Genomic DNA, 23,863 nt, shown 5'->3' with positions numbered 1-23,863 from the left:
ATAAGTATCACACAATGAGTCGTATTACTATCAGAATGATCTTTTGATTTTTTTCTATAACCTGCGGTGATGTGGCAGAAACGTTCATACCTCTACAAATTTGACAATCGTCGTGCCCTGATACATAATTCAGGTATTTTCTAAACCAATAAGCTGATAATACTATGAACACAGTTTTTACCCAAGTCAAAAATGCATTGGGCAAACCCTATGACGATCTTCACTTTCTATTGCATTGCCTTAAAGAAGTATTGGAGGAAAATAATCAGCACAAGCTGGTTGGTTTGCTTCCGTGGCTGAATTCTACAATTCCGTCAGATCCGGACCTCACGAGCAATGAATACATCCATATGATGTCGATGTGTTTTCAACTGTTAAATCTGGTCGAGGTAAATGGCGCGGTACAAAGCCGTCGCCATAAAGAAAATGAGGATATGGCCCAGGTGAACGGACTGTGGGCGAATCAGTTCCGATATTTGACGTCCAAGGGTATCACCCAGTCCCAGATTCTCAAGGTATTGCCGAACGTTCTGGTCGAACCGGTTTTAACGGCACATCCGACAGAAGCCAAACGCACTGTGGTGTTACAGGAATACCGCAAGTTATACCTGTTGCTGGTTAAGCGCGAGAACCAGATGTACACCCGGGTTGAACAAGCGGACATCCGGCAGGAGATCAAACATATTTTGCACCGCTTGTGGCATGTCGGAGAGATCTATATTGAAAAGCCGCGGTTGGCGTCGGAGTTGGACAATATTCTGCACTATCTGACCCATGTTTTTCCCGGTGTGATTATGATTTTGGATAAGCGTTTGCGTCAAGCCTGGAAAGAATCCGGATTTGATCCGAAGGTGCTGAATAATTCGGATTTACTTCCGGTGCTGTCGTTTGGAAACTGGGTTGGCGGAGACCGTGACGGCCACCCGCTGGTGACCCCTGAAATTACCAGGCAGACGCTCGAAAAGCTGCGTATTCACGCGTTTTATATCATTAAAAACGAATTGAAAAACTTGGCGCAAAAGCTGAGTATTTATCACAATATCTCGAACGTGAGCAAAAATTTTGCTGCGCGGATTAAAGAACTGCGAACGGAAGTTGGCATCAATGCCGAAGTTGAGTTCCAAGAACATGCCCAGGAGATATTTAAGGCTTATGTACTGGTGTTGATTCAGAAAATTCCCATTGATCTGAGCCGGGAGTTCAATCTTGAATTAGAAAATAAGCCCAATAGTTACCAAAGTTCCATTGATTTGATTGCTGACCTAAGCTTGCTTTACAACGAGTTGGAAAAATGCGGCATCGGCGAGGTAGCCCATGTTGATGTTGAGCGGATGAAGCGGATTTTAAAGATCTTCGGTTTCCATTTGGCAAAGTTGGATATTCGCCAAAACAGTGCGTATCATGACAAGGCATTGAAACAGTTGGTTGCCGCATCCCTGGGGGCGCAGGCAGCCGCGCAGATTGAATATTCCCAGGACGCCAGGCGCGCCTTCCTGGATCAGGAACTGAAAATCAACCGTCCGTTTTTGGTGCAGCATAAAAGCCTGGAGTTGGAAGGACAAAATGTGATCGGGGCCTTGCAGGTCGTCAGTGATCATGTTCAACGCTACAGCACGAAGGCGTTTGGAAAGCTGATTGTGAGTATGACCCGAAATACAGAGGACCTGCTGACGGTTTACCTGTTCATGCGCGAAGTGGGTTTAATTGTGAAGAAAAACGATCAGCTTGGGGCGGTTCTTCCTGTTGTGCCACTTTTTGAAACGATTGAAGACTTGAAGTTGAGCCCAGCCATTCTGGACGATTACCTGAACCATCCGATTGTGAAAAACAGTTTGCAGATGCAGTCATGGGAGAATCCCGATGGCGAATTGATTCAGGACGTGATGGTCGGTTATTCCGACAGTAACAAGGACGGCGGAATCCTGGCCAGCGCCTGGTTCTTGCATGAGGCACAGAAGCAATTGACAGAAACAGGCAATAAACACGGTGTGAAAATCCGTTTTTTCCACGGTACCGGTGGCAGCATCAGTCGTGGTGCAGGCCCAAGTCATTGGTTCATCAAATCATTGCCGCACGGATCAATCAATGGTAAGTTTCGTGTTACAGAGCAAGGCGAGACGATTGAGCGAAAATATGCCAACCTGGTGAATGCCGCATATAACCTGGAGCTGATGGTTTCGAGTGTTACAGCACAAACCGTGTTGCACGAAAATACAAAAGACAGGTGCGAAGAAGTTGAAAACTTATTCCGTGGATTAGGTGATCGGGGGCGTCATTATTACCGACAGCTGATTCTTGATCCTGATTTTATCACTTTCTTTTCCCAGGCAACCCCCATTGATGTGATCGAGTCGAGTAAAATTGGTTCCCGCCCGGCACGCCGCACCGGAAAGCGCAGCATGGAAGACCTTCGGGCAATTCCCTGGGTGTTCAGTTGGTCGCAATCGCGCTTCAATATAACCAGTTGGTACGGTGTTGGCTCCACGTTGAATGAGCTGAAAAACAAAAACCAGGCGGCGTACAAGAATTTGCTTCAATTCGTTGAATACGATCCTTTTGTACGTTATGTGATGACAAATATGGATAGCAGCCTGGCATCGACCGATGTGCGGATTATGGAGAAGTATGCTTCGTTGGTTGAAGAGGTTCAGATTCGCGACCGAATCATGGAGATGATTAAAAAAGAGCTGGACTTGACGCGTAAGATGGTGGGGAATGTGTTGAAACGGCCAATTAACGAACGACGCATGAATCACTATTATTCAACCATGCTCAGGGCAGAGGCCCTTGATAATTTACACGACGCACAGGTTGAATTGCTGCAGAAATGGCGAAAGGCGAAAAAGGCGAACTCAAAGGAAGAAGACCATTATCTGTTTGCCCTTTTGCAGTGTGTTAATGCAATTGCCAACGCGCTCGGCGCAACCGGTTAAGGATGCAAAGCAAATCAGGGTTCTTCGGAAGGTTTAATGATAAAAGACTGAATCCGGTTGGCGTCCATGTCTTTTACCGAAAAAACCCAGTTATTCATGAGAATGGATTCCCCGGGATTTGGGATGCGCTCCACAAGTTCCAGAAAAAATCCCGAGATTGTATCGTAGTTGGCAGATTCAGGAATGCCCAGGTTCAGCGCTTTGTTAAGATGATATATATCTGTTTTGCCGGACACCAGCCACTTGTTCCCTTTGATCTGGACAATATCCGGTGTATTTTTATCGGACTCGTCGGCAATTTCTCCAAAAATTTCCTCAACCACATCCTCAAGGGTTACGATACCGGACACGCCACCATATTCATCAACCACAACCGCCATATGGCTCTTTTTTGCCTTAAAGGCTTTAAGCAGGGAATCCAGTTTTTTTGATTCCGGTATGAAATACGGATTTTTCATAATCCCTGTTACATCAATGCTGCCCGGATTTTTTCCGGAACCGACCGTTTCCAGGTATCCGGCAAACAGGTCCTTGATATGCAGAATCCCCACAACATTATCGATGGTATCCTCAATCACCGGGATACGTGAAAATCCTGTTTTCAGAATGGTTTGGATATCCACACCCTCGGCCGCATCCACCACAAACATATCTGCCCGGGGCGTCATGATTTCAGAACAGCAGGTATCATCAAACTCAAAGATATTGGTGATATATTCCTTTTCTTCTTCCTTGATTTCGCCTTCCCCTTCAACCACCTCCACCATGGTCATCAATTCATCTTCGGTCACGGTATCCTGGGAATTGTTTATGGTGCCGTGCAGTTTTGGAATAAAATTAAGGATAAAGATCAAAGGCCATAAAAATTTTGACAGCCAGTACAGGGGATATATGACCATCCTTGAAACCACCACATTGTTGTGGTTGGCAAAGGATTTTGGAAAAATTTCCCCAAAAATAAGTATCAGAAGCGTCATGGTGCCGGTGGCAATACCCACGGCATTGGACTGAAAATGAACCATGGCAAGGGAGGTGGCAAGGGCTGATGCACCTATGTTGACCAGGTTATTGCCAATGAGAATAGTGGTCAAAAGGGTGTGGGAGTCCTCTTTCATCTCCAGGATAAGCCGGCCGGATTTTGAACCATCCTTGGCAATATGAAGGGCTTTAATTTTCGAAATGGAGAAAAGCGCTGTTTCAGACATTGAAAAAAAACCTGAAAGAAAAAGGCAGATACATAACAGGGCCGGTTCAAAACTCATAAGCGACAATATTTCCTAATGGTTGTGAATCAGGTTAAGTATAATAGCCGCCGTACGTTTCGGGGCGCCCGGCAGGCCCAACCGCCTGCGGACTTGGTGAAGCTGCCGTTTATGATGCTCAAGTTCGGGTATCATTGAGAATACAGTCTCACTGATAGTTCCGGCATTGGCGTTGTCCTGGATCAGTTCAGGCATCACCTGGCTGCCGACAACCAAATTGGCAAGCCCGATGTATTTGGTTTTTACAAGCAGCTGTGCAAGCGTGTAGGCCACAAAGGACATTTTATAAATAATGACCGTGGGCACAAGATTTAAAGCAGCTTCCAGCGTGACGGTTCCCGATGCTGCAATCAAAAGATCGGCCCTGTCAAAAATCTGTTTTGGCCGTCCGGTTACAATCCGGCATAAACAGCCGTTTGGGTGGTGGAAAACAATATGTTGAATGCGTTCTTCATATTGTTTAATGCCGGATGAAATCAAGAATTTTACATTGGGACATTTTTTTGCAATATTTTTTGCAATCATACCGGCTGCATCCAGCATGACAGGAAGCAGTTTATCAATTTCAGCGGATCTTGAACCGGGAAGCATGCCGATAACCAAATCATCTGACAGGGGGGTTTTCTTGTCTTCGTTTAAAACCGGCAGGCGTTGGGGGTATTCATCCACCAGGGGATTTCCCACATAGGTGGATGAAATTTTTCTGGCTTTATAAATGGGGATTTCAAAGGGAAAGATCAGTGCCACATGGTCCGTGACTTTTGCAATGGTATCCAGGCGGTTGGCATTCCAGGCCCAGACCTTGGGTGCAATATAATAACAGACCGGAATATCATAATGCTGTTTGATAAACCCAGCGATTTTCAGATTAAAGCCCGGATAGTCAATGAGCACAACCGCATCAGGGGGATCTGTTTTTAATCGTCGCTTAACAAGGGAAAAAGCCTGTTTAATGGTGCCTATTTGCTTGATCACCTGAACAAGCCCCATGGCAGACAGCTTGTCAATGGGAAAAAAAATGTCTGCCCCCTGCCCTGCCATGGCTTTACCGCCAATGCCCGTGATCCGGATACCGGGACAAAGTTGTTTTAATGACCGCACCAGGGCGGCCCCGTGGAAATCACCTGACGGTTCACCGGCAAGGATCATGATATGCCGGCCAGGTTTATTCATGGATTTCATCCTCGGTCATAGCGATTATGCAGATATTGTAATTATCGGCAAGGGCAATCATTTTTTCACGGTCAAATGAAATTGATTTTTCAGCTTCAAGCACAAGCACGCTGGCACCTGACCGGTGCATGGTTTCAATGGTGGCACACCCGGATGCGGGCAGATCAAAGCGTAAGTCCTGGTTGGGTTTGGATAATTTTACAATCGTGGCCCCATTACCCCGGCTCAGACGCCCTCCCCGTTCTATGGTGGCGTCCGTGCCGTCAATGGCTTCCACGGCAAGGACCGTACCATTGGAAATAACAAGGCACTGGCCGATATCAAGACGGCCGATGGCCTTGGCAAGTTTCCATCCCTGCTGGATATCTTTTTTTTCCGACCTGTCAGGTTTTCGCTTTGTCCAGCATCCTTTGGGACTGATCAGCTCGGGCAGAAGAAAGGTGGAGGAAACCAGGGTAATGCCCTGTTTTTCCAAAAGATCCGCAAAAGATGACAGAATATTGTCATCGTGTGTGCCTGCGGTTTTAGCGATAAAGGCAAGGGCTTTGAAATCCGGTCTTATATCTTTGAAAATATTGGCCTTGCTGATGGAGCCCATGAGCAAGGCCCGGGTGACACCATGGGATTTAAAATAGCGGATCAGTTTGCTGAGCTGACCAAGATAGAGCCATTCAAACCGGTGGGTCAGTTCGGCAAGTTGAGGGTCAGTTTCACTGTGGAATCCTGCCCCAATAATTTTATAACCGTTTGCACGTGCCTTTTGGGTGAAAAGCATCGGAAACTGGCCGCCGCCGGCAATCAGACCGATGCGGGAAGAATAACTATTGCCTTCAGGGGCGTTCATGAAATTTAACGTGTCACCCCACGGTTGGAGTTTTTTATAAATTCCGTGAAGAACACGATTTCAGGGAGTTGTTCAACTTCTGCCTTGGTTCTTTCCACGGCCTGGGTCACTGTCAGTCCGATCCGGAAAAATATCCGGTACGCTTTTTTCAACTGCCGGATGACACAGGGCTCAAAATTATGGCGTTGGAGCCCCACATTATTCAGTCCATGCAGGGTGGCCCGGTCACCTGCGGCAATGACATAGGGCGGAATGTCTTTGACCACAGCGGATTTCCCGCCGATATAGGCATAGTCTCCGATTTTGACGAACTGATGAACGGCCACAAGGCCGCCTACAGTGGCATAATTTCCGATTTCAATGTGTCCTGCAAGGGTTGCGTTATTGGCAAGGATGACGCCTTTACCGGTTTTGCAGTCATGGGCAACGTGGGTGTAGGCCATCAGATAGTTATCTTCACCGACTTCAGTCAGCCCTCCGCCAAACCCCGTACCCCGGTTAATGGTGACAAATTCACGAATAATAGTCCCCCTGCCAATGGTAAGGTAGGTGGTCTCACCATGAAATTTGAGATCCTGGGGAGCCCCGCCAATGGAGGCATACTGAAAAATATTACAGTCCGGGCCGATGGTGACATGGTCGTCAATGGTACAGTAAGGCCCTATGGTTGTGCCGGATCCAATGGTAACATCTCCTTTGACAATGGCATAAGGGCCAATGGTGACATTCTCACCTATCCTGGCAGACGAATCAATAATTGCCGTTGGATGAATCGGTTGAATCGGTTGAATCATGGTTGCTCCGTTGAACTGCTTTCCAGCTTTTTTATCCGTTTTTCAATGGAAAGCAGTCGTGTTCTTAAACTGGGTAGCCGGGGTATGATACGGGATGCTTTCATCCAGAGTTTATGGGACATGTGGGGGATGCCTGACACAACATCGCCGGCAGGAACATCACTGGAGACGCCGGCATAGGGGCCGACAATGGCCCCGTCCCCGATATTCAGGTGGCCGGAAATACCGGCTTTGCCTGCAATAATGACGTCCCTGCCGATGGTGGTACTCCCGGCAATCCCCACCTGGGCCACGACCAGTGTATTGTCACCGATTTTAACATTGTGGGCGATATGGACCTGATTATCCGTTTTAACGCCGTTGCCGATGCGGGTTATGCCCAAGGTTCCCCTGTCAATGGTAGTGCAGGCCCCGATTTCACAGAAATCACCGATATGGACGTACCCTGTATGGACTAACTTGGCATGGGCATGACCATCCTGGACAAATCCAAATCCGTCAGAACCGATGACGCAATTGGGATGAATAATGGCCTGCCTGCCTATGTGTGTTTTATCTGCCAGGGTGACATTGGGGCAGATCCGGCAGGAATCATTGATCCGGCATTGTTTTCCGATCACCGAATTGGCCATGATATGGACATGACTGCCAATGGTACAGCCCTGCCCGATGCTGACATGGGCTTCAATGCGTGTACCGTCACCAATGATAACGTCATTTGATATCACAGCCGAAGGGTGGATAAATTCTTTTAAGGGCGCCGCCGGCATCAGATGTTCCACAATCTTAAAAAATGCCAGTTTCGGATTATCGCTGTAAAGAAGTGTTATACCGGAAACCGCAGGGGCTTGGTTGGGAACAAGGATGATGCCTGCCTTTGTTTCATCCAGCCGGGAGAAAAAAGAAGGTTCCACCGCAAAAGTCAGGTCATTGGGTCCTGCATCGTCAAAGGAGGATACCCCGGAAATGGCTGTGCCCGGATCCCCATGTATCCGGGCGTTAACCATGGCTGCTATTTGGTCTGCTGTAAGCATGAATTATTTTTTCTTAGCGTATATTGAATTGTATTCTTTAATTACCTCATCAGTGATATCCACCTTATCTGCAGCATAGATAACACCGGCGACTTTTTTTTCAATGATCAAAAGATATCCCTTTGCCGTTCCTATCTTGTTGCTAATGTCAAAGATATCTTTTTGTATTTCATTCATCCGCTTGTTTTGCAGAATCTGCATTTCCTGGGTATAGTCGGCATTCATTTTTTTCAGGTCGTCCGCTCTGTCCCGCAGTTCCCTTTGCCGCTCAAGTTTTTTTTCAGCGCTGAGCACAAGGGCTTCACGGTCTAACGCGGTTTTCATGTCTTGAACTTTTTTTTCCTCAGCCTCAAGTTTTGCCTGAAGTTGTTCAAGTTTTGCCTTGAGGTCTTTCTGCATCACTTTGCCAGCACTGGATTCTTTTACTATTTTTTCAAAGTTTACCATACCTATTTTAGTTGCATCCGCTGCCAATGCACTACAGGTGAACATTGCGGCAATAATCAAACCCACCGGAATTAGATAACTTTTTTTCATTTATGCCTCCGAAGATAAAATTTTATTTTTTTAGAAAAATGCACCAATTGAAAAGTCAAACTGGCCATCACCGGTACTCTTAACATCTTTTCCGTCTATAACTATACCATAGGCCAGCCTGATGGGTCCCATGGGAGAATTCCATCTAAGTTCAAAGCCTGAGCTGGAAAACTGATCGCCAAAGTCAATATCTTCACCGTGGTTATATACATCACCTCTGTCATAGAACAAAACGCCGTAAACCGCCTGTTCCTCTGCAATGGGAAACACCATCTCAATATTGAACTGGAAATATCTCTCGCCGCCCACCTCAATGGAGGAACCATTTCTGGTACCGTTAATATCTGTGTCGTCAAACCCCCTGATGGAGTTAATTCCGCCAAGATAAAAGCGCTCCCAGTCTATGTCCAGATCCCCATTGGTCCTGTCATCAAGGTATCCCCACTTGGCATAGAAACCGGCTGAAAGTTTCCAGAACAAAGGACAAAACACCGCAGATTCCGCAAGATACTTGGTAAAATCAATCTCTCCGCCTATAAATTCTCCCGCATACTCAATGGACAGTTTATGGTACATGCCGCTTGTGGGCAGAAAACTGTGGTTTCTTGAATCATAGCTGATATAGGGCGTGATACTTGAGGTCAGATAAGAGCCTTCGACCACCGATGTATTGGCGGATTCCACATCCCCGATATCGAAGTGCTCAATGTTGTAAATCAACCCAACGGTGGTGTAGTCCCAGAGGCTCCGGGTGGCAGCCCGCAGGGTGAGCCCCATGGCGTCCTTTTCATAATGATCGTATTCGTTTTCAAATTTATAAATGTCAAACCCGGCTGAAATGGGCTTGTCAAACAGCCAGGGTTCGGTGAATCCGATATTATACAACGCATTTTGGCCTGACATCCGAATGGTGAATTTACCTGTCTGCCCTTTGCCGAAAAGGTTACGCTCCTCAACGGAGAACTGACCGAAGGGTCCGTCATCACTGGAAAAACCGCCGCCAAATGAAAAGTTGCCAGTGGATTTTTCTTCAACGTTGATCAGAACGTCCCGTTTGTTTTCTTCTTTGGTTTCAACCGGTTTGATGTCGATATTCTGGAAATAGTCTTTGAACACCAGGTTCCTGTTGGAGCGCTGGATTTTTTTCATGCTGTAAAGGCCCTGCTCTTCAATGGCAAGTTCTCTTCTGATCACCTTGTCCCTGGTTTTTTCGTTGCCGGTAATAATGATCCGGTTGAAGTAGACAAGCGGCCCTTTATCAATGTCAAAGCTTATATTGACAATTGATTCTGCATCATTCCTGTCCACCCGTGGAATGACCCTGACATTGGCGTACCCCTGGTTGGCATAAAAATCGTTAAGGGTAATCATATCCTTACGGATAAGTTCCCTGTTATACAATTCGGATTTTTGAGACACCAGAAGCGCTAAAAGTTCTTCTTCAGAGGTAAGAATGTCGCCTTTAATGCTGACCACACCATTTTTATATTGATTTCCCTCATCAATTTTAAACTGGATGGTAATCTCTTTGGTTCCCATATTCACCACAGGGTCGGATACTTTGACATTGATAAATCCGTTGTTCTTATAAAGGGCTTCGATGCGAAGCACATCATTGTCAAGTTCGGTTTCGTCAAGTTCTCCCGAGGATGTTATAAATGACCAGAATCCCTTTTCCCGGGTCTGTATTTCATCTTTGATATCATCGTCGTCAAAATATTTATTGCCCTCAAATTCAATGGATGAAATTCTTACTTTTAAACCTTCTTCGATATTGAAGACAACATCTGCCTGGTGATTTTTCAATGGTTTGACGTCATAGGAAATCCGGCAGTTGTGATAATTTTTTTCATAATAGAGGCGCTTGAGTTTATCCACATCATTGTTCAGCTTAAATGCATTAAGAATGGACCCGGTGGATGTCCCTACAACCTCAAATAATTCTTCGTCCTTATAAACATTATTATTTTCAAAGCGGATATTACGGACACTGGGTTTTTCCCGGACTTCAAAAATGACTTCAACCCCTTTATCCATGTTCTGCTTTTTGATGACCACATCATCAAAATAACCCATTTTATACACGCTGTTCAGATCTTTATCTAAAGCGGTTCGATTGAGAAGATCGCCTTTTTGGGATGAGATGACCCTTTGGATTGCATCTGCGTCAACACGCACATTGCCTTTAATGGTTATAGCTGAAATGATTTTCTGCTGAAACAGTTCGCCGATAATATCTTTTTCCAGGGAGGTTGCGCCTGCATACAACTCCGCCAGGCTTGGAGATTGTGAGAAAAAGGTTAAGGGGGCCTGTTTTTCATACACATTGTGCATCTGCGAATCAATGCTCACCGCCTGCCCGGCTATAAAAATATCACCGGTAATGATCCAGTCAACACCTAAACGGATGCCCTCCTGGCGGAATTGGTCATATCTCCAGTCAGTTGTGTCCACAACGGTATCGGTGAGCACTACGGTTGCGCCGTCTTTTTCAAGTTTTTCCTTCAATATTTTTGACAGGGCAGGCGCAATTTTTTCATCGGGCTGCTCTGCCTGGACATGGAAGGGAAAAAGTGCCACTGCAACCCCCTCCTCTGCAGACAAAATGCCTGCTCCCAAAAGGTAAAAAACCGCTGCAAGCACCACACCGAACTTAATAGTTTTCATAATCCGTCCTAAGTAATTTATGTTACTTAATTATTACTTTTCATACCGGTACGATTTTCCCGTCTTTAAACGTCAGTTTTCTGTCCATTAAACCGGCCAGATCTGAATTGTGGGTGACCACGATAATAGTCATCCCCATTTCCCGGTTAAGTTCTTTCAAGAGTTGGTGAACCGCACTGCTGTTTTTCTGATCCAGATTGCCGGTGGGCTCATCAGCCAGCAGCAGGGCCGGTGACATGGCAAGAGCCCGGGCAATGGCCACACGCTGCTGCTCACCGCCGGACAGGTCTTCCACCCTGTATTCGATCCGGGCACCTAGTTCTACCCGTTCAAGCATATTTACTGCATGTTTTTCAATAGTTTTTTTCGATTTACCCCTATATTTACGACTGATCAGCCCGGGCAGCATTACATTTTCAACGGCTGTAAATCCCTGGAGCAAATAGTGAAATTGAAAAACAAAACCAATATTTTCGTTTCGAAAGGCTGCAAGCTTTTCATCATTGTACCCCAGAATCTGTTCACCGCTGAACAGCAGACTTCCCTCATCGGGTTTATCAAGGGTGCCGATAATGTTCAGCAGGGTGGATTTTCCAATACCCGAAGCCCCCACAATGGCAATGGTCTCACCTTGTTGTATGGTTAGATCTGCCTGGCGGAGAATATCCAGCGCAGCTGTTTTAGAACCAAAAAACCGTGAAACCCCGTTCAGTTGAATCAGCGGCGTGTCATCCATATCTTATGGCCTCTACCGGATTCATTCGTGACGCCTTGAAAGAGGGATACAAGGTGGCCAGAAAACAGATGACCAGAGCAGATACAGCGGTTAAAATGACATCCGGATATTCAAGCTGAACCGGAAGCGTGGAAAAAGGATATGCCTCGGGCAGCTTGATAAACTCGTATCGTTTAAGAATGTAACAGATCACCACCCCAAGCGTTGTTCCGATACCCGTGCCGATTATGCCGATAATCATCCCTTTTATTATAAATATACGCCGGATCATGGCATTTGTGGCGCCCATGGCTTTTAATACGGCGATATCACGGGTCTTTTCCATGACCATCATGATCAGTGCCGATGCAATATTAAATGCCGCCACAAGAATAATCAGCGTTAAAATGACAAACATGGCGGTTTTTTCAAGTTTAAGCGCTGAAAAAAGGCTGTGGTTGATATCCATCCAGTTGCGCAGGTAATACGGATATTTGATGAATCCAAGTTCGTTCTGACTTAAGTCTTTTACCTTGAATATCTGATCGGTCCAGATGCCGAAAGCCGAAATTTTGCCCTTGGCCGATACCAGGGCCTGGACCTGATCCAGCCGGGCGTAGGCCAGGCTGGAATCATACTCCGACATGCCGGATTTAAAGGTGCCGGTGACCACAAACTGCTTCATGGACGGAATTTGCCCCATGGGCGAGATAATGCCCGCCGCTGACATGAGAATCACGCGGTCGCCTTTAACCACCCTGACGGCATGGGCCAGGGACTGGCCAAGAATAATACCGGGAAGGCCTTTTGTAACCGGTGTGGGGTTCAATGCGTTTTCAAGGTCTTCAGGTGTGTATCCTTTGACCAGCGCAGCTCCTTTTGCCGGCTCAATTCCCCGGATAATAATGCCGGAAAAAGAGTTGGCCGTGCGTATCATGGCCTGGCCGAATAAGACGGGAGATACGGCGGTGACCCCGGGGGTCTGCCTGATTTTATCTTCCATGTCCGGATCAGGGATAAAGTGGCCGGAATAATTCATGGCCAGAATATGCGGTTCCAGTCCAAGAATCCTGTTGCGAAACTCTGTTTCCGATCCGCTCATGACAGCAATAACCACCACCAGAGCCATCACGCCGAGGATAACACCTGACACGGACAAAAGGGTGATCAGAGAGATAAATCCCTCTTTGCGTTTAGCCCGCAGATATTTTCCGGCTATGAAAAGTTCTACCCCCACAGATCCCTTTTATGCATTTTTCATATGTGGAAAAAGAATCACCTCTCGTATGGAGGCCGCATCTGTCAGCAGCATGACAAAACGGTCAATGCCGATCCCCTGACCTGCCGTGGGCGGCATTCCGTACTCCAACGCCTCGACATACTCCGCATCCATGATATGGGCTTCATCATTTCCTTCGTCACGTTGACGCACCTGCATGGTAAAACGGTTATACTGGTCTTCGGGATCATTGATTTCGGAAAATCCGTTGGCGATCTCCCTTCCGGCAATGAATAATTCAAACCTGTCAGTCAGTTCCTGATCTGAATCGCTTTTCCTGGACAGGGGGGACACTTCCACCGGATATCCGGTAATAAATGTGGGCTGGATGAGTTTGGGTTCCACAAGGGCATCAAAAAGTTTGGTCAGTACTTTACCGTGCCGGTCCTTTTTGGCGATTTGAATATTTTCCTTTTCAGCGTACAAAAGCAACGCCTGGGTGTCATTGACAATGGCCGGATCAATCCCGCCGATTTCCGATAAGGACTCTATCATGGAGATGCGTTTCCATCCCTTTGAAAAATCAATGGTCTGCCCCTGGTATTCAATGCTGCTGTCCCCGGCAATCTGGGTGACAATGGTGTAAAACATCTCTTCGGTCAGGTTCATCAGGTCTTCATAGGTGGCATAGGCCTGGTAGAACTCGACCATGGTGAACTCCGGATTATGCCGGGTGGAGACCCCTTCGTTCCTGAAATTCCGGTTGATTTCAAACACCTTTTCAAATCCGCCCACCACCAGCCGTTTGAGATACAGCTCCGGCGCGATACGCAGGTACAACTCCATACCCAGGGCATTGTGCCAGGTTTTAAACGGTGTGGCCTCGGCTCCGCCGGGCAATGTCTGCATCATGGGTGTTTCCACCTCCATGAATCCGTTTTCATCAAAAAAACGTCTCATGGCAGCCACAATGGCACTTCGTTTTTTAAAAATCTGCCGGGTGTTGTCATTCATGATCAAATCAAGGTACCGCTGGCGGTATCTTTTTTCAGGGTCCTTGATCCCGTGAAATTTTTCAGGCAGGGGCCTTACAGACTTGGATAAAAGCTTAAAACTTTGGGCAAGCAGGGTCCATTCACCGGTTCTTGTCTGGAACAACGGGCCTTCAACACCGACAAAGTCTCCGATATCCAGTTTTTTGAACAGGGCATACACATCGTCGCCCACCTTGTCTTTCTGGATATATACCTGCATCTGCTCACCAGCATCCTGGAATCTGACAAATGAGGATTTTCCCATTTTATTAATGGCCATCATACGGCCGGCCAGACGGAACCGGGTTCCGTTTTCGCCCAGGGTTTCCGCATTTTTCTCTATGATTCCCTTTACTTCATGAACACTGTGGCCTGGTTTGAAATCATTGGGATACAGGCTGATGCCTTCGGTTTTCAGCTCGTTTATCTTTTCCTTGCGAAGATCAAGAAGTTTGCTTGTTTTGTTATCCATAAAAATAGCTGCTTTCGTTTATATTTAAGATCCGAATTTATTAATAAAAATGGCCGTTTCGGTTTGATTTAACACTTTAAGGCACGGTAAATCCGTGCATAAAACATGGTAAAATAGCGTTTTTGTATTGCCTTGTCAATGACGGCGCAGGACCCAACAATGCAAGTGCATGAAAAAAATCTGATTATAGCGAAAAAAAATTCAGAATGCTCCTTGATTAGCATGCCTGATATAAGTCGAAATCGTGGTGGGCCAAGATTCCGGGATAACCGTTCGGCACGGGAAAGCCGGACTTGACTTATATGATCCAAGCCGGTACCGTTTCATCTGCACATAATTGAAAAATTAATGTCAGAAACATAACAAGCCGATAGACGATATCTTAAGTATGAGCACTGTTTTCAGAAAAGCCGCGCCTGTTCGCCCGGTACCCGCCGGGATTCAACTTTTTCCCTTTCTGGCATGGCTGGGCCAGCTTAATAAGGCGTCGTTGCGCGCAGATGTGCTGGCAGGGCTCACCGGAGCCTTTATTGTATTACCCCAAGGGGTCTCCTTTGCCATGATTGCGGGGCTTCCGGCCCAGTATGGTCTCTACGCCGCCATCGTTCCGCCGGTGATCGCGGCCCTGTTTGGCTCCTCCAGGCATCTGGTCTCCGGTCCCACCACCGCGATCTCCATTATTGTCTTCTCCACATTGAGCCCTCTGGCTGAACCCGGATCCGCAGATTACATCCGCCTGGCTTTGACCCTGACCTTTATGGCCGGCCTTTTCCAGCTTGGATTTGGCCTGGTCCGCCTGGGCACTTTGATCAACTTTGTCTCCCACTCGGTTATTGTGGGATTTTCAGCAGGGGCCGCATTGCTCATTGCCACCTCCCAGCTCAAACATGCCCTGGGGGTGCCTGTGCCCAGCGGATCTTCGTTTTTAACCTCGTGGGCGTTTCTGCTAAAATCAACAGGTCAGATCAACTATTATGAATTGTGGATTGCGCTTGTTGCCCTTGGCTGTGCCATTGTCATCAAGGCCTGGAAACCCCGGTGGCCGGCACTGCTTTTTGCCCTGGTTGCCGGCTCCCTGTTCAGCATCGTTCTAAACGGCCAGGCCCATGGCGTCAGATTCTTAGGCGAGCTGAGCGGTCAGCTCCCCCCGGTCTCAGCCCCGGATTTCACCCTGGATACATTGAGGCTCATGGCTCCCGGCGCCCTGGCCGTGGCCTTCCTGGGCCTGATTGAGGCGTTATCTATTGTAAGGTCCATTGCCGTTAAATCGGGCCAGCACATCAACGGCAACCAGGAGTTTATCGGGCAGGGGCTGTCAAACATTGCAGGAAGTTTTTTTTCAGGGTATGCAAGCTCCGGCTCCTTTACCCGGTCCGGGGTGAATTATGATGCCGGTGCCGCCTCTCCTCTGGCCTCCATTTTTTCCGCCCTGTTCCTGGCCATTATTGTTTTGCTGGTGGCGCCTCTGACAGCTTTTTTGCCTTTGCCAGCCATGGGTGGTGTAATTTTTTTTGTGGCCTTCAAACTCATTGATGTGCATCATATCAAAGAGATCCTTAAAAGCAGCCGGCCGGATACCATGGTTCTTTTGGCCACCTTTGCCGGAACCCTGTTTTTTGCCATTGAGTTTGCCATCTATGCAGGTGTCCTTCTCTCCATGGCCATCTACCTGACACGGACCTCCCATCCCCATGTCACCCCGCTGATGCCGGACCCCCTGGACGACCGCAGAACCTTGATCAATGCCCGGCAGAGCAACAGTGCCCCCTGCCCCCAGCTCACAATGGTCCGGATTCATGGCTCGCTTTTTTTCGGGGCTGCCAACCATGTTGCCCAGGCCCTGGAAGAGATAGATGAACACAATCCCAAACACCTGCTGATTGTGGGATACGGCATCAACTTCATTGATGTCTCCGGTGCCATGGTGCTGGTCCAGGAGGCCCAGCGCAGACAACAGTTGGGCAAACGCCTCTATCTTTGCAGGATCAACCGGGATGTGGAGCATTTTTTAATCCACGGCGGATTTATGGAAAAAATCGGGAAGGCCCATCTTTTTGACCGGGAAAACCAGGCCATCAGTATCATATACAAAGGACTGGACCCAAGGATATGCCACACCTGCCAAACGCGCATTTTTAGCGAATGCCCGGCACCCCACAACCTGAGAGAATTAAAGGAGAAAAATATGGATAAATATGTATGCGGCCCCAATGGCTACGTGTATGACGATGCGCCTGGATGTGATGGAAGCCCAGGCGCATGCCGGCCCTGTGACTACGTGTATGACCCGGCAAAGGGCGATCCCGACAACGGCATTGCCCCCGGCACTGCCTTTGAAGACCTGCCCCAGGATTGGATTTGTCCTGTATGCGGGGAATATAAAAATGAATTTCGAAAAGAAGAATAACACCCCAACGTTGGGGTCAACCATTACCCGGGAGACGCCGGTTTACTCTTTGAAATTGGGATTTTGAAAAATCAGTGTAAACACCGTGCCTTTTCCGGGAATGGATTCAAAATCAATCATGCCCTCATAGGCATCAACAATTCTGTGGATAATTGACAGCCCAAGTCCTGTTCCATCACCTTTAGTGGTGAAGAACGGATCAAAAATATGGGGGGCATTTTTTTTGTCAATGCCCAGGCCTGTGTCCTGGATCGTCAGGTAAATGCGTTTGTGTCTGGGGGAATACAGGGATATTTTAATTTTTCCTTTGCCTTCAATGGATTCTGCTGCGTTTTTTATCAGATTCCATAAAATCTGCTGCAGATGAACCGCGTCCATATTGATATACAGATCCCTTTCAAGCCGGGTAACAATATTGATTCTGGCATACCAGTCCGGTGTATTGTCAAACAGGGTTTTTACATCATCAATTGCCTTGGCCAGATCTATCAATTCTGCGTTGGTCCGGCCGGGTTTTGAAATCAGCCGAATATCGGTTGCAATCTGTTTGAGGCGTTCTGTTTCCCTTAAAATAATCTGCATCAGTTTATCACTTTCCCCTGTTGGCGCCATCTCCTCCCTCAGCATCTGTATGGAGCCGGACAAAGAGGCCAAAGGGTTTTTAATCTCATGGGCAATGCCTGACACGATTTCATCCACAGCCGCCATTTTTTCCACGCGCTTTAAATGCTCCTGGGCGATTTTAAGGTCTTTTCTGGCTGTCTTAAGCTGCAGGGAAAGAATGCCGCTTAACGCAGCCGTGGCAAAACAGGCTGAAACAGTGATCACAATCCGGTACAGGATATGGTGCTGGTCCACGACCAGAGCAAGGTCCGGGTTTTCAGGCAAGGGGATAATGATTTTAAGATACTCAAGCTCAATGAGAAAACCATATTGAATACTTGATGCCAAAGCCACTGCAAAACTGCCCTGGACAAGCAGCAGCATGGCGGCATAGATGATGACCAGCAGATATAAGAACGTGAAAATACTGTGAAAGCACCCGGTGACAAAAACAATGGCTGTGACGATAACAGTATCAATAAGTATCTGGGTATAGGCAAGGGCATACAGATATTTCTTTTTGCACAGCCAGGCAAAATAAACCAGGGACAGACCAAGGATGGTGCCGGAAATTTTGTAAAGGGACAGAAAGGATTGATCCCGTTGTCCGGTCAGGTCTGTATCGGAAAAAAAAAGGGTGGAAAATATCAGTATCAGGGCAAATACAGCCCTGGCCAGGACAACCCACTTGATCTGACGATACAGCTCCCGGATCCGTCGGAATAAAAAATCCGGGCTATCCAATGGCGCTGGCCATTGAAAAGATCGGCAAGTACATGGCGATAACAAGGCCGCCGACCACGACACCTAAAAAGACAAGCATGAAAGGCTCGATCATGTCAGTCAGGTTTTTTACGGCCTGGTCCACTTCATCATCATAAAAATCTGCTATTTTAGTCATCATGATATCCAGGGCACCTGTGGATTCACCCACTGCGATCATTGAGCAGACCATGGATGGAAAAACCCCGCTCTCCAGCAACGGATCCGCCATGGACCGGCCTTCGGAAATGCCGATCTTGACATCTGATATGGCAAATTCAATGATTTTATTGCCGGCGGTTTTGCCCACAATATCCAGGGCATCAAGAATAGACACCCCGGATGAAATCATGGTGGCTGTCGTACGGGTAAATTTTGCAACAGCCACCTTTCGAATCAAAATGCCGACAACCGGCAGGCGTAAAAACATGTCATCGAGAAAAATCCGGCCCTTTTTTGATTTATACGTTTGTTTGAAAAGAAAAACCGCGCCGATCAATCCCAGGATCATCAATCCGATGTTCCCCACCACAAAATTACTTAACGTCACAACCATCTGGGTGGGGATGGGCAGGGCCGAGCCCATGTCGGAAAACATTTTTTCAAATACCGGTATAACAAAAACAAGGATAACGCCCACCACAATAACTGCCACGGCCAGGGTAATACCGGGATAGGTCATGGCTCCCTTGACCTGCTTTTTGAGTTTTGCCATTTTTTCGGCATAGGCGGATAAACGCTGTAAAATGACATCAAGAATACCGCCGGCCTCCCCGGCCGAGATCATGTTGACAAAAAGTTCGTTAAAGGTTTTCGGATATTTTTTCAGTGCATCGGCAAAGGTCTCACCGGATTCGACAGACTCTTTAATATGCTTAAGCTGCTTTTTAAATGTGGGATTTTCCTGCTGGGAATACAAAATATCCAGGCATTGCAGAAGCGGCAGGCCCGCATCAATCATGGTGGAAAACTGTCGTGCGAAAATAATGACGTCGCTCTCTTTTACTTTAGGCGCAAGAAAGGAAATATCTTCAAATAAATCTTTGGGCTTTTTCCTGACCCTTGTCGGGGTTATTTTGCGGCGTTCCAGACTGGCCCTTACCTGTTCCGGCGTCTCAGCTTCCATCTCCCCTTTGATTTTTCGGCCTTTGGGATTCTTGCCCTTCCACTCGTAAATGACTGTCATGATCATTCCTTCATGTTTTTAAGATAGTGTCCGTTCAGTGCCGACCATTATTTTGCGATGTATACCCCAGGACTTGTCTGAACATTGTAAATTCAATGCAGATATACTATATGAATTTGCAAAGTGCATTTCAACAGGAGTTATCCGGTGTCCCTAAAAAAACAGACAATATCTCCCAGAACGGTCATAACCAGCCATGTAAATTCTGACTTTGATGCCATTGGGGCCATGCTGGCCGCTCAAAAGCTGTACCCGGAAAGTGTCATTATTTTTCCCGGGTCCCAGGAAAAAAATCTCAGGGATTTTTTCATTCACTCCATGGGATACTTGTTTAATATGGCAAATCCTGACACGATCGACTTCTCCTTGACCCAGCGGCTGGTGATTGTGGATACCCGGAAAAAAAGCCGCCTGTCCGGTGTTGAACCGCTGCTGGAAAAACAGGATCTTATCATTGACATTTACGATCACCATCCCTCTTTGCCCGGCGAAATCAAAGGCACCTATGACCTGTCAAAGCCCTACGGGGCCACGACCACCATCATGTGTGAACTCCTGCGTGAAAAAAAGATCCACATCAGCAGTGATGAGGCAACGGTGATGGCCCTTGGGATTTACGAGGATACCGGCAGCTTTACCTATTCTTCCACAACCCGGGCGGATTTTGAACAGGCCGGTTTTCTGGTCTCCTGCGGGGCATGCCTTTCCACCATTTCAAGCCTTGTGGTCAAGGAGATGAAGACCGAACAGGTCACCTGGCTCAATGAATTGATCAATGAAATGACAACCGTTGCCGTCAACGGTATCCAGATCCATCTGTCCGCCATTGCGGCATCCCATTACATTCCGGATCTTGCTGCCATTGTGCAGAAAATTGTCAGAATGGAGAATCTGGACTGTTTTTTTGCCCTGGTGCTCATGGGGGCCAAAGTGCATGTCATTGCCAGAAACCGTCTTCATGAACTGGATGTGGGGAAAATCATGGGGGGCCTTGGCGGAGGAGGCCATTTTTATGCGGCATCTGCCAAAGTGGCAAACCAGACACTTCCCCAGGTTGAAATGCGTTTGATGGAACTTATCGAACAGCAGGTCAGGCATGTGCGTGTGGCAAAAAAATTAATGTCCAGCCCGGCCATCACCATCACCGCTGATAAATCGTGTCTGGATGCAGCGAAGAAAATAATCCGGTACAATGTCAACACCCTGCTTGTCCTTGATTTACACACAAATGAATACCTAGGGTTTATTACCCGCCATGTGGCCGAAAAGATCCTGCATCATAAGCTTGGGCACCAGCCTGTTGTTGATTATATTGAACCGGGGACCCAAAGTGTCAGCCTCTCCTGTGACCTGGCTGACATTGAACACAAAATTATTGATTTAAAGCAGCGGGTCGTTCCGGTCATGGAGAACCGGGTCATTGTCGGCGTTATCACACGCACCGACCTTTTAAATTTTCTGGTGGAACATAACCGGGAAGTTGTCCTGGGCGAGAAAACAGATATTTCCGGCCTGAAACCCCGGACAAAATACGTAGGCAAGCTTCTGAACCGCCGTTTGGACAAGCGTGTACTCACCCTGCTTTCCGACATTGGCAATGCCGGTGACACCCTGGGTGTGGAGGTCTTTGTGGTGGGCGGTTTTGTCCGGGACCTGATGCTGGAACGGCCCATTGAAGATGTGGATATTGTGGTGGAAGGAGACGGCATCGCCTTTGCCAGCTATTTTGCCTCAATGCATAACTGCAGATTTCACCAGCACCGCAAGTTCAATACAGCAGTGATCATTTTTGAGGACGGGTATAAGGTTGACGTGGCCTCTGCCCGGCTTGAATATTACGCAACCCCCGCAGCACTGCCTGTGGTGGAGAACTCCTCCATAAAGATGGACCTTGCCAGAAGGGATTTTACCATCAATACCCTGGCCATTTCCCTGAACACGGAGACCTTTGGCACGCTCATTGATTATTTTGGCGGTGTCAGGGATGTTAAGGATAAAATTGTCCGGATTATCCATAATCTAAGCTTTATTGAAGACCCCACCCGGATTTTCAGGGCCATCAAATTCTCCAACAGGTTTGGGTTCAGGATTGGAAAAGTGACCTCCAATCTTATCGGAAACGCTTTAAATGTCGGTGCAGTCAAACATTTAAGCGGACTGCGGGTGCTTTCGGAACTCAAACAGATTTTCGGGGAAGACAATCCTTTGCCTGCCGTGCAGACCATGGCTGATTACGGCCTGGACAAGGTGATTCATCATGATCTGAAATTAACTGATGCCACCTGCGCCTTGTTTGAGTCCGTGGGAAAAACCCTGGCATGGCATGATCTTTTGTATGAAGAGGATGCGTATCCCAAATGGGCGGTGTACTTCATGGCCTGGCTTCACGGGTACGCCTTTACGATGAGTACCCAGATCGCGGACAGGCTGATGTTCCCTGTAAAGGAAAGAGAGTTGCTGCTTGAACAGCGTATCAAAGCCGAACAAACGATCCGGCTTATTGAAAGAAGCTATCCGGTCTCAAATCAGCAGATGTACTGGTGGCTGATCTATTTTAAAACCGAATGCCTTTTGTTTATGCTGGCATTGACTAAAAATGAACCGGTGCGCAAAGCCATCTCCCATTTTTATACACACCAGAGAAAAACTCAACCGTTGATGGGGGGAAAAGATCTTAAATCCGCCGGTATAAAGCCGGGACCGGTTTACACCACGATTCTCAATAAAATTATTGAGCAAAAGCTGGACGGCAAATTAAATACCATGGACGAAGAAATCGAATTTGCTAAACATTACGCCTCTGAACACAAGCTGATTTGATCACAGGTGGCGGAAGTCATTTTTCTTTTCATAAAAATATCCCGGCAACAGCTCCGGTCATACATGTGGCTAAGGTGCCTGCAATAATGGAACGAAATCCTAAAGATACGATTTCATCCCTTCTTTCCGGAACCATAGCGCCCATGCCGCCGATCATAATACCCAGGCTGCCCGGATTTGCAAAACCGCACATGGCATATGAAATAATGATGCGGCTGCGTTCACTTATTTCGCCTGCCGGAATGCGGGTCAAATCAAGGTATGCGATGAATTCGTTAAGAATGGTTTTGGTCCCCATCAAAGCACCGGTGACCGGGGCTTCGGACCAGGGGATGCCCATCAACCATGTTGCAGGTGCCATGATCCAGCCTAAAATCCGCTGCAGCGTGAACGGCTGCCCTTTTAACAATGGCATAAGTCCAAGCGCCATATTGACCAGGCTCACCATGGCCACAAGAACAATGATCATGGCCACAATATTGATCAGAAGATCAATACCGGACACCGTGCCCTTGGTAATTGCATCCATGACGCTTTTGTAAACCGTTGGCGCGGACAGGCTTCCCTCTGTTACATCTTTAGTTTCAGGAATCATGATTTTTGAAATCAGAATCGCAGCCGGGGCACTGATAATGGAGGCGGTAAGAATATGCCCTAAAATACCGGGGATCACAGGCGTAAGAATCGTGGCGTAAAGTACCATGACAGTACCTGCAATGGTGGCCATACCGCATGTCATTAAAGTAAATAACTCACTGCGGGTCATGGCGGATAAATACGGTTTGACCAGCAAAGGCGCCTCCACCATGCCCACAAAAATATTGGCTGAAATCCCGATGCCTTCAGCTCCGCCGGTACCCAGTGTTTTATTGAGAATCACACTGAAGAAACGCACCACTGCAGGGATAATTTTCCAATAAAACAACAGCGCAGACAGTGCGCTCATCACCAGAACCAGGGGCAAAGATTGAAACGCAAGAATAAACGAAGCTCCGGGATAGGATTCCTGGAAAGGAAGGGCCCCGCCGCCAATGTATCCGAACACCATGGCTGTGCCCTCGCCGGTTGCCGTTGAAATAGCGGTCACTAAACCGTTTAAATAAAGAAAGCCCTGGCGTATCCATGCAAATTTCAGCGTCACCACGCCAAGAACAAGTTGCAAAAATATCGCTGAAATAATCAGCCTGGCAGAAATTTTTTTTCTATTTTCACTTAATAAAACAGCAACACCGGAAAACGCAAACAGTCCCAGAATACTTTGAAACATATTAACTCCTTGGCATCAGATGTAAAAATTTGTACCAAATGGTATCAGCCATTGCCTAAGATATTGCAAGTTTTTATTTTTAAGCGCTGCTTGCTGGTTTTCATTTATCATTGTTTGTTTCACCTGTTTCTGTT

The 23,863-nt window shown here is 47.3% G+C and carries 16 protein-coding genes; 3 read left to right on the top strand and 13 right to left on the bottom strand.

The window, feature by feature from the left end:
* The first annotated feature begins 164 nt into the window (after window positions 1-164).
* Window positions 165-2,933, top strand: coding sequence for a phosphoenolpyruvate carboxylase (locus Q366_RS10015; protein WP_035238619.1), 2,769 nt, complete (start codon window positions 165-167; stop codon window positions 2,931-2,933).
* A gap of 14 nt (window positions 2,934-2,947) precedes the next feature.
* On the opposite strand, the gene Q366_RS10010 is transcribed toward Q366_RS10015, so the two are convergent.
* From Q366_RS10010 to lysS, 10 genes are read right to left on the bottom strand one after another with little or no spacing between them, the layout of a single operon-like run.
* A complete protein-coding gene (locus Q366_RS10010; protein ID WP_035238617.1) occupies window positions 2,948-4,195 on the bottom strand; it encodes a hemolysin family protein in 1,248 nt (415 codons plus the stop codon).
* Between the two features lie 15 nt (window positions 4,196-4,210).
* Window positions 4,211-5,368, bottom strand: coding sequence for a lipid-A-disaccharide synthase (lpxB, locus tag Q366_RS10005; protein ID WP_035238615.1), 1,158 nt, complete (start codon window positions 5,366-5,368; stop codon window positions 4,211-4,213).
* On the bottom strand, window positions 5,361-6,212 hold the full coding sequence (locus Q366_RS10000) for an LpxI family protein (RefSeq protein ID WP_035238613.1): 852 nt from the start codon (window positions 6,210-6,212) through the stop codon (window positions 5,361-5,363). Before Q366_RS10000 ends, lpxB begins: the two co-directional genes overlap by 8 nt.
* Before the next feature lie 5 nt (window positions 6,213-6,217).
* A complete protein-coding gene (gene lpxA / locus Q366_RS09995) occupies window positions 6,218-7,006 on the bottom strand; it encodes an acyl-ACP--UDP-N-acetylglucosamine O-acyltransferase (RefSeq protein WP_035238611.1) in 789 nt (262 codons plus the stop codon).
* Window positions 7,003-8,040, bottom strand: a complete 1,038-nt coding sequence (lpxD, locus tag Q366_RS09990) for a UDP-3-O-(3-hydroxymyristoyl)glucosamine N-acyltransferase (protein ID WP_035238609.1) — start codon at window positions 8,038-8,040, stop codon at window positions 7,003-7,005. The genes lpxA and lpxD overlap by 4 nt, the downstream gene beginning before the upstream one ends.
* Before the next feature lie 3 nt (window positions 8,041-8,043).
* Window positions 8,044-8,577 carry an OmpH/Skp family outer membrane protein gene (locus Q366_RS09985; RefSeq protein WP_035238607.1) on the bottom strand — a complete coding sequence of 178 codons (534 nt, stop codon included), beginning with the start codon at window positions 8,575-8,577 and terminating at the stop codon, window positions 8,044-8,046.
* Window positions 8,578-8,607: 30 nt separating this feature from the next.
* The gene (bamA, locus tag Q366_RS09980; protein WP_035238605.1) at window positions 8,608-11,244 is read right to left on the bottom strand and encodes an outer membrane protein assembly factor BamA; all 2,637 of its coding nucleotides are present in this window, start codon (window positions 11,242-11,244) and stop codon (window positions 8,608-8,610) included.
* Window positions 11,245-11,284: 40 nt separating this feature from the next.
* Complete coding sequence (locus Q366_RS09975; RefSeq protein ID WP_035238602.1) at window positions 11,285-11,980, bottom strand: ABC transporter ATP-binding protein; 696 nt, start codon at window positions 11,978-11,980, stop codon at window positions 11,285-11,287.
* Window positions 11,973-13,196 carry a lipoprotein-releasing ABC transporter permease subunit gene (locus tag Q366_RS09970; RefSeq protein WP_035238600.1) on the bottom strand — a complete coding sequence of 408 codons (1,224 nt, stop codon included), beginning with the start codon at window positions 13,194-13,196 and terminating at the stop codon, window positions 11,973-11,975. Before Q366_RS09970 ends, Q366_RS09975 begins: the two co-directional genes overlap by 8 nt.
* Window positions 13,197-13,205: 9 nt before the next feature.
* Window positions 13,206-14,684: a lysine--tRNA ligase gene (gene lysS, locus Q366_RS09965; protein WP_035238598.1), complete on the bottom strand. Its 1,479-nt coding sequence runs from the start codon at window positions 14,682-14,684 to the stop codon at window positions 13,206-13,208.
* 388 nt (window positions 14,685-15,072) lie between these two features.
* On the opposite strand from lysS, the gene sulP reads away from it, so the two are divergent.
* Entirely contained in the window at window positions 15,073-17,091 is a 2,019-nt protein-coding gene (sulP, locus tag Q366_RS09960) for a sulfate permease (protein WP_084691773.1), read from the top strand.
* 42 nt (window positions 17,092-17,133) lie between these two features.
* On the opposite strand, the gene Q366_RS09955 is transcribed toward sulP, so the two are convergent.
* A complete protein-coding gene (locus tag Q366_RS09955; protein WP_035238596.1) occupies window positions 17,134-18,438 on the bottom strand; it encodes a two-component system sensor histidine kinase NtrB in 1,305 nt (434 codons plus the stop codon).
* A complete protein-coding gene (locus Q366_RS09950; RefSeq protein WP_035238594.1) occupies window positions 18,431-19,642 on the bottom strand; it encodes a type II secretion system F family protein in 1,212 nt (403 codons plus the stop codon). Before Q366_RS09950 ends, Q366_RS09955 begins: the two co-directional genes overlap by 8 nt.
* Before the next feature lie 147 nt (window positions 19,643-19,789).
* On the opposite strand from Q366_RS09950, the gene Q366_RS09945 reads away from it, so the two are divergent.
* Complete coding sequence (locus Q366_RS09945) at window positions 19,790-22,462, top strand: CBS domain-containing protein (RefSeq protein ID WP_035238592.1); 2,673 nt, start codon at window positions 19,790-19,792, stop codon at window positions 22,460-22,462.
* 28 nt (window positions 22,463-22,490) lie between these two features.
* Here the strand turns inward: Q366_RS09945 and Q366_RS09940 are convergent, their stop codons facing one another.
* Window positions 22,491-23,729, bottom strand: coding sequence for a NupC/NupG family nucleoside CNT transporter (locus Q366_RS09940; protein ID WP_035238590.1), 1,239 nt, complete (start codon window positions 23,727-23,729; stop codon window positions 22,491-22,493).
* Window positions 23,730-23,863: the final 134 nt, after the last annotated feature.

Origin of the sequence: Desulfobacter vibrioformis DSM 8776, from assembly GCF_000745975.1 — a bacterium.
GTDB lineage: Bacteria > Desulfobacterota > Desulfobacteria > Desulfobacterales > Desulfobacteraceae > Desulfobacter > Desulfobacter vibrioformis.
The sequence above is the reverse complement of the archived record's forward strand: the minus strand, read 5'-3'. Positions and strand labels throughout refer to the sequence as shown.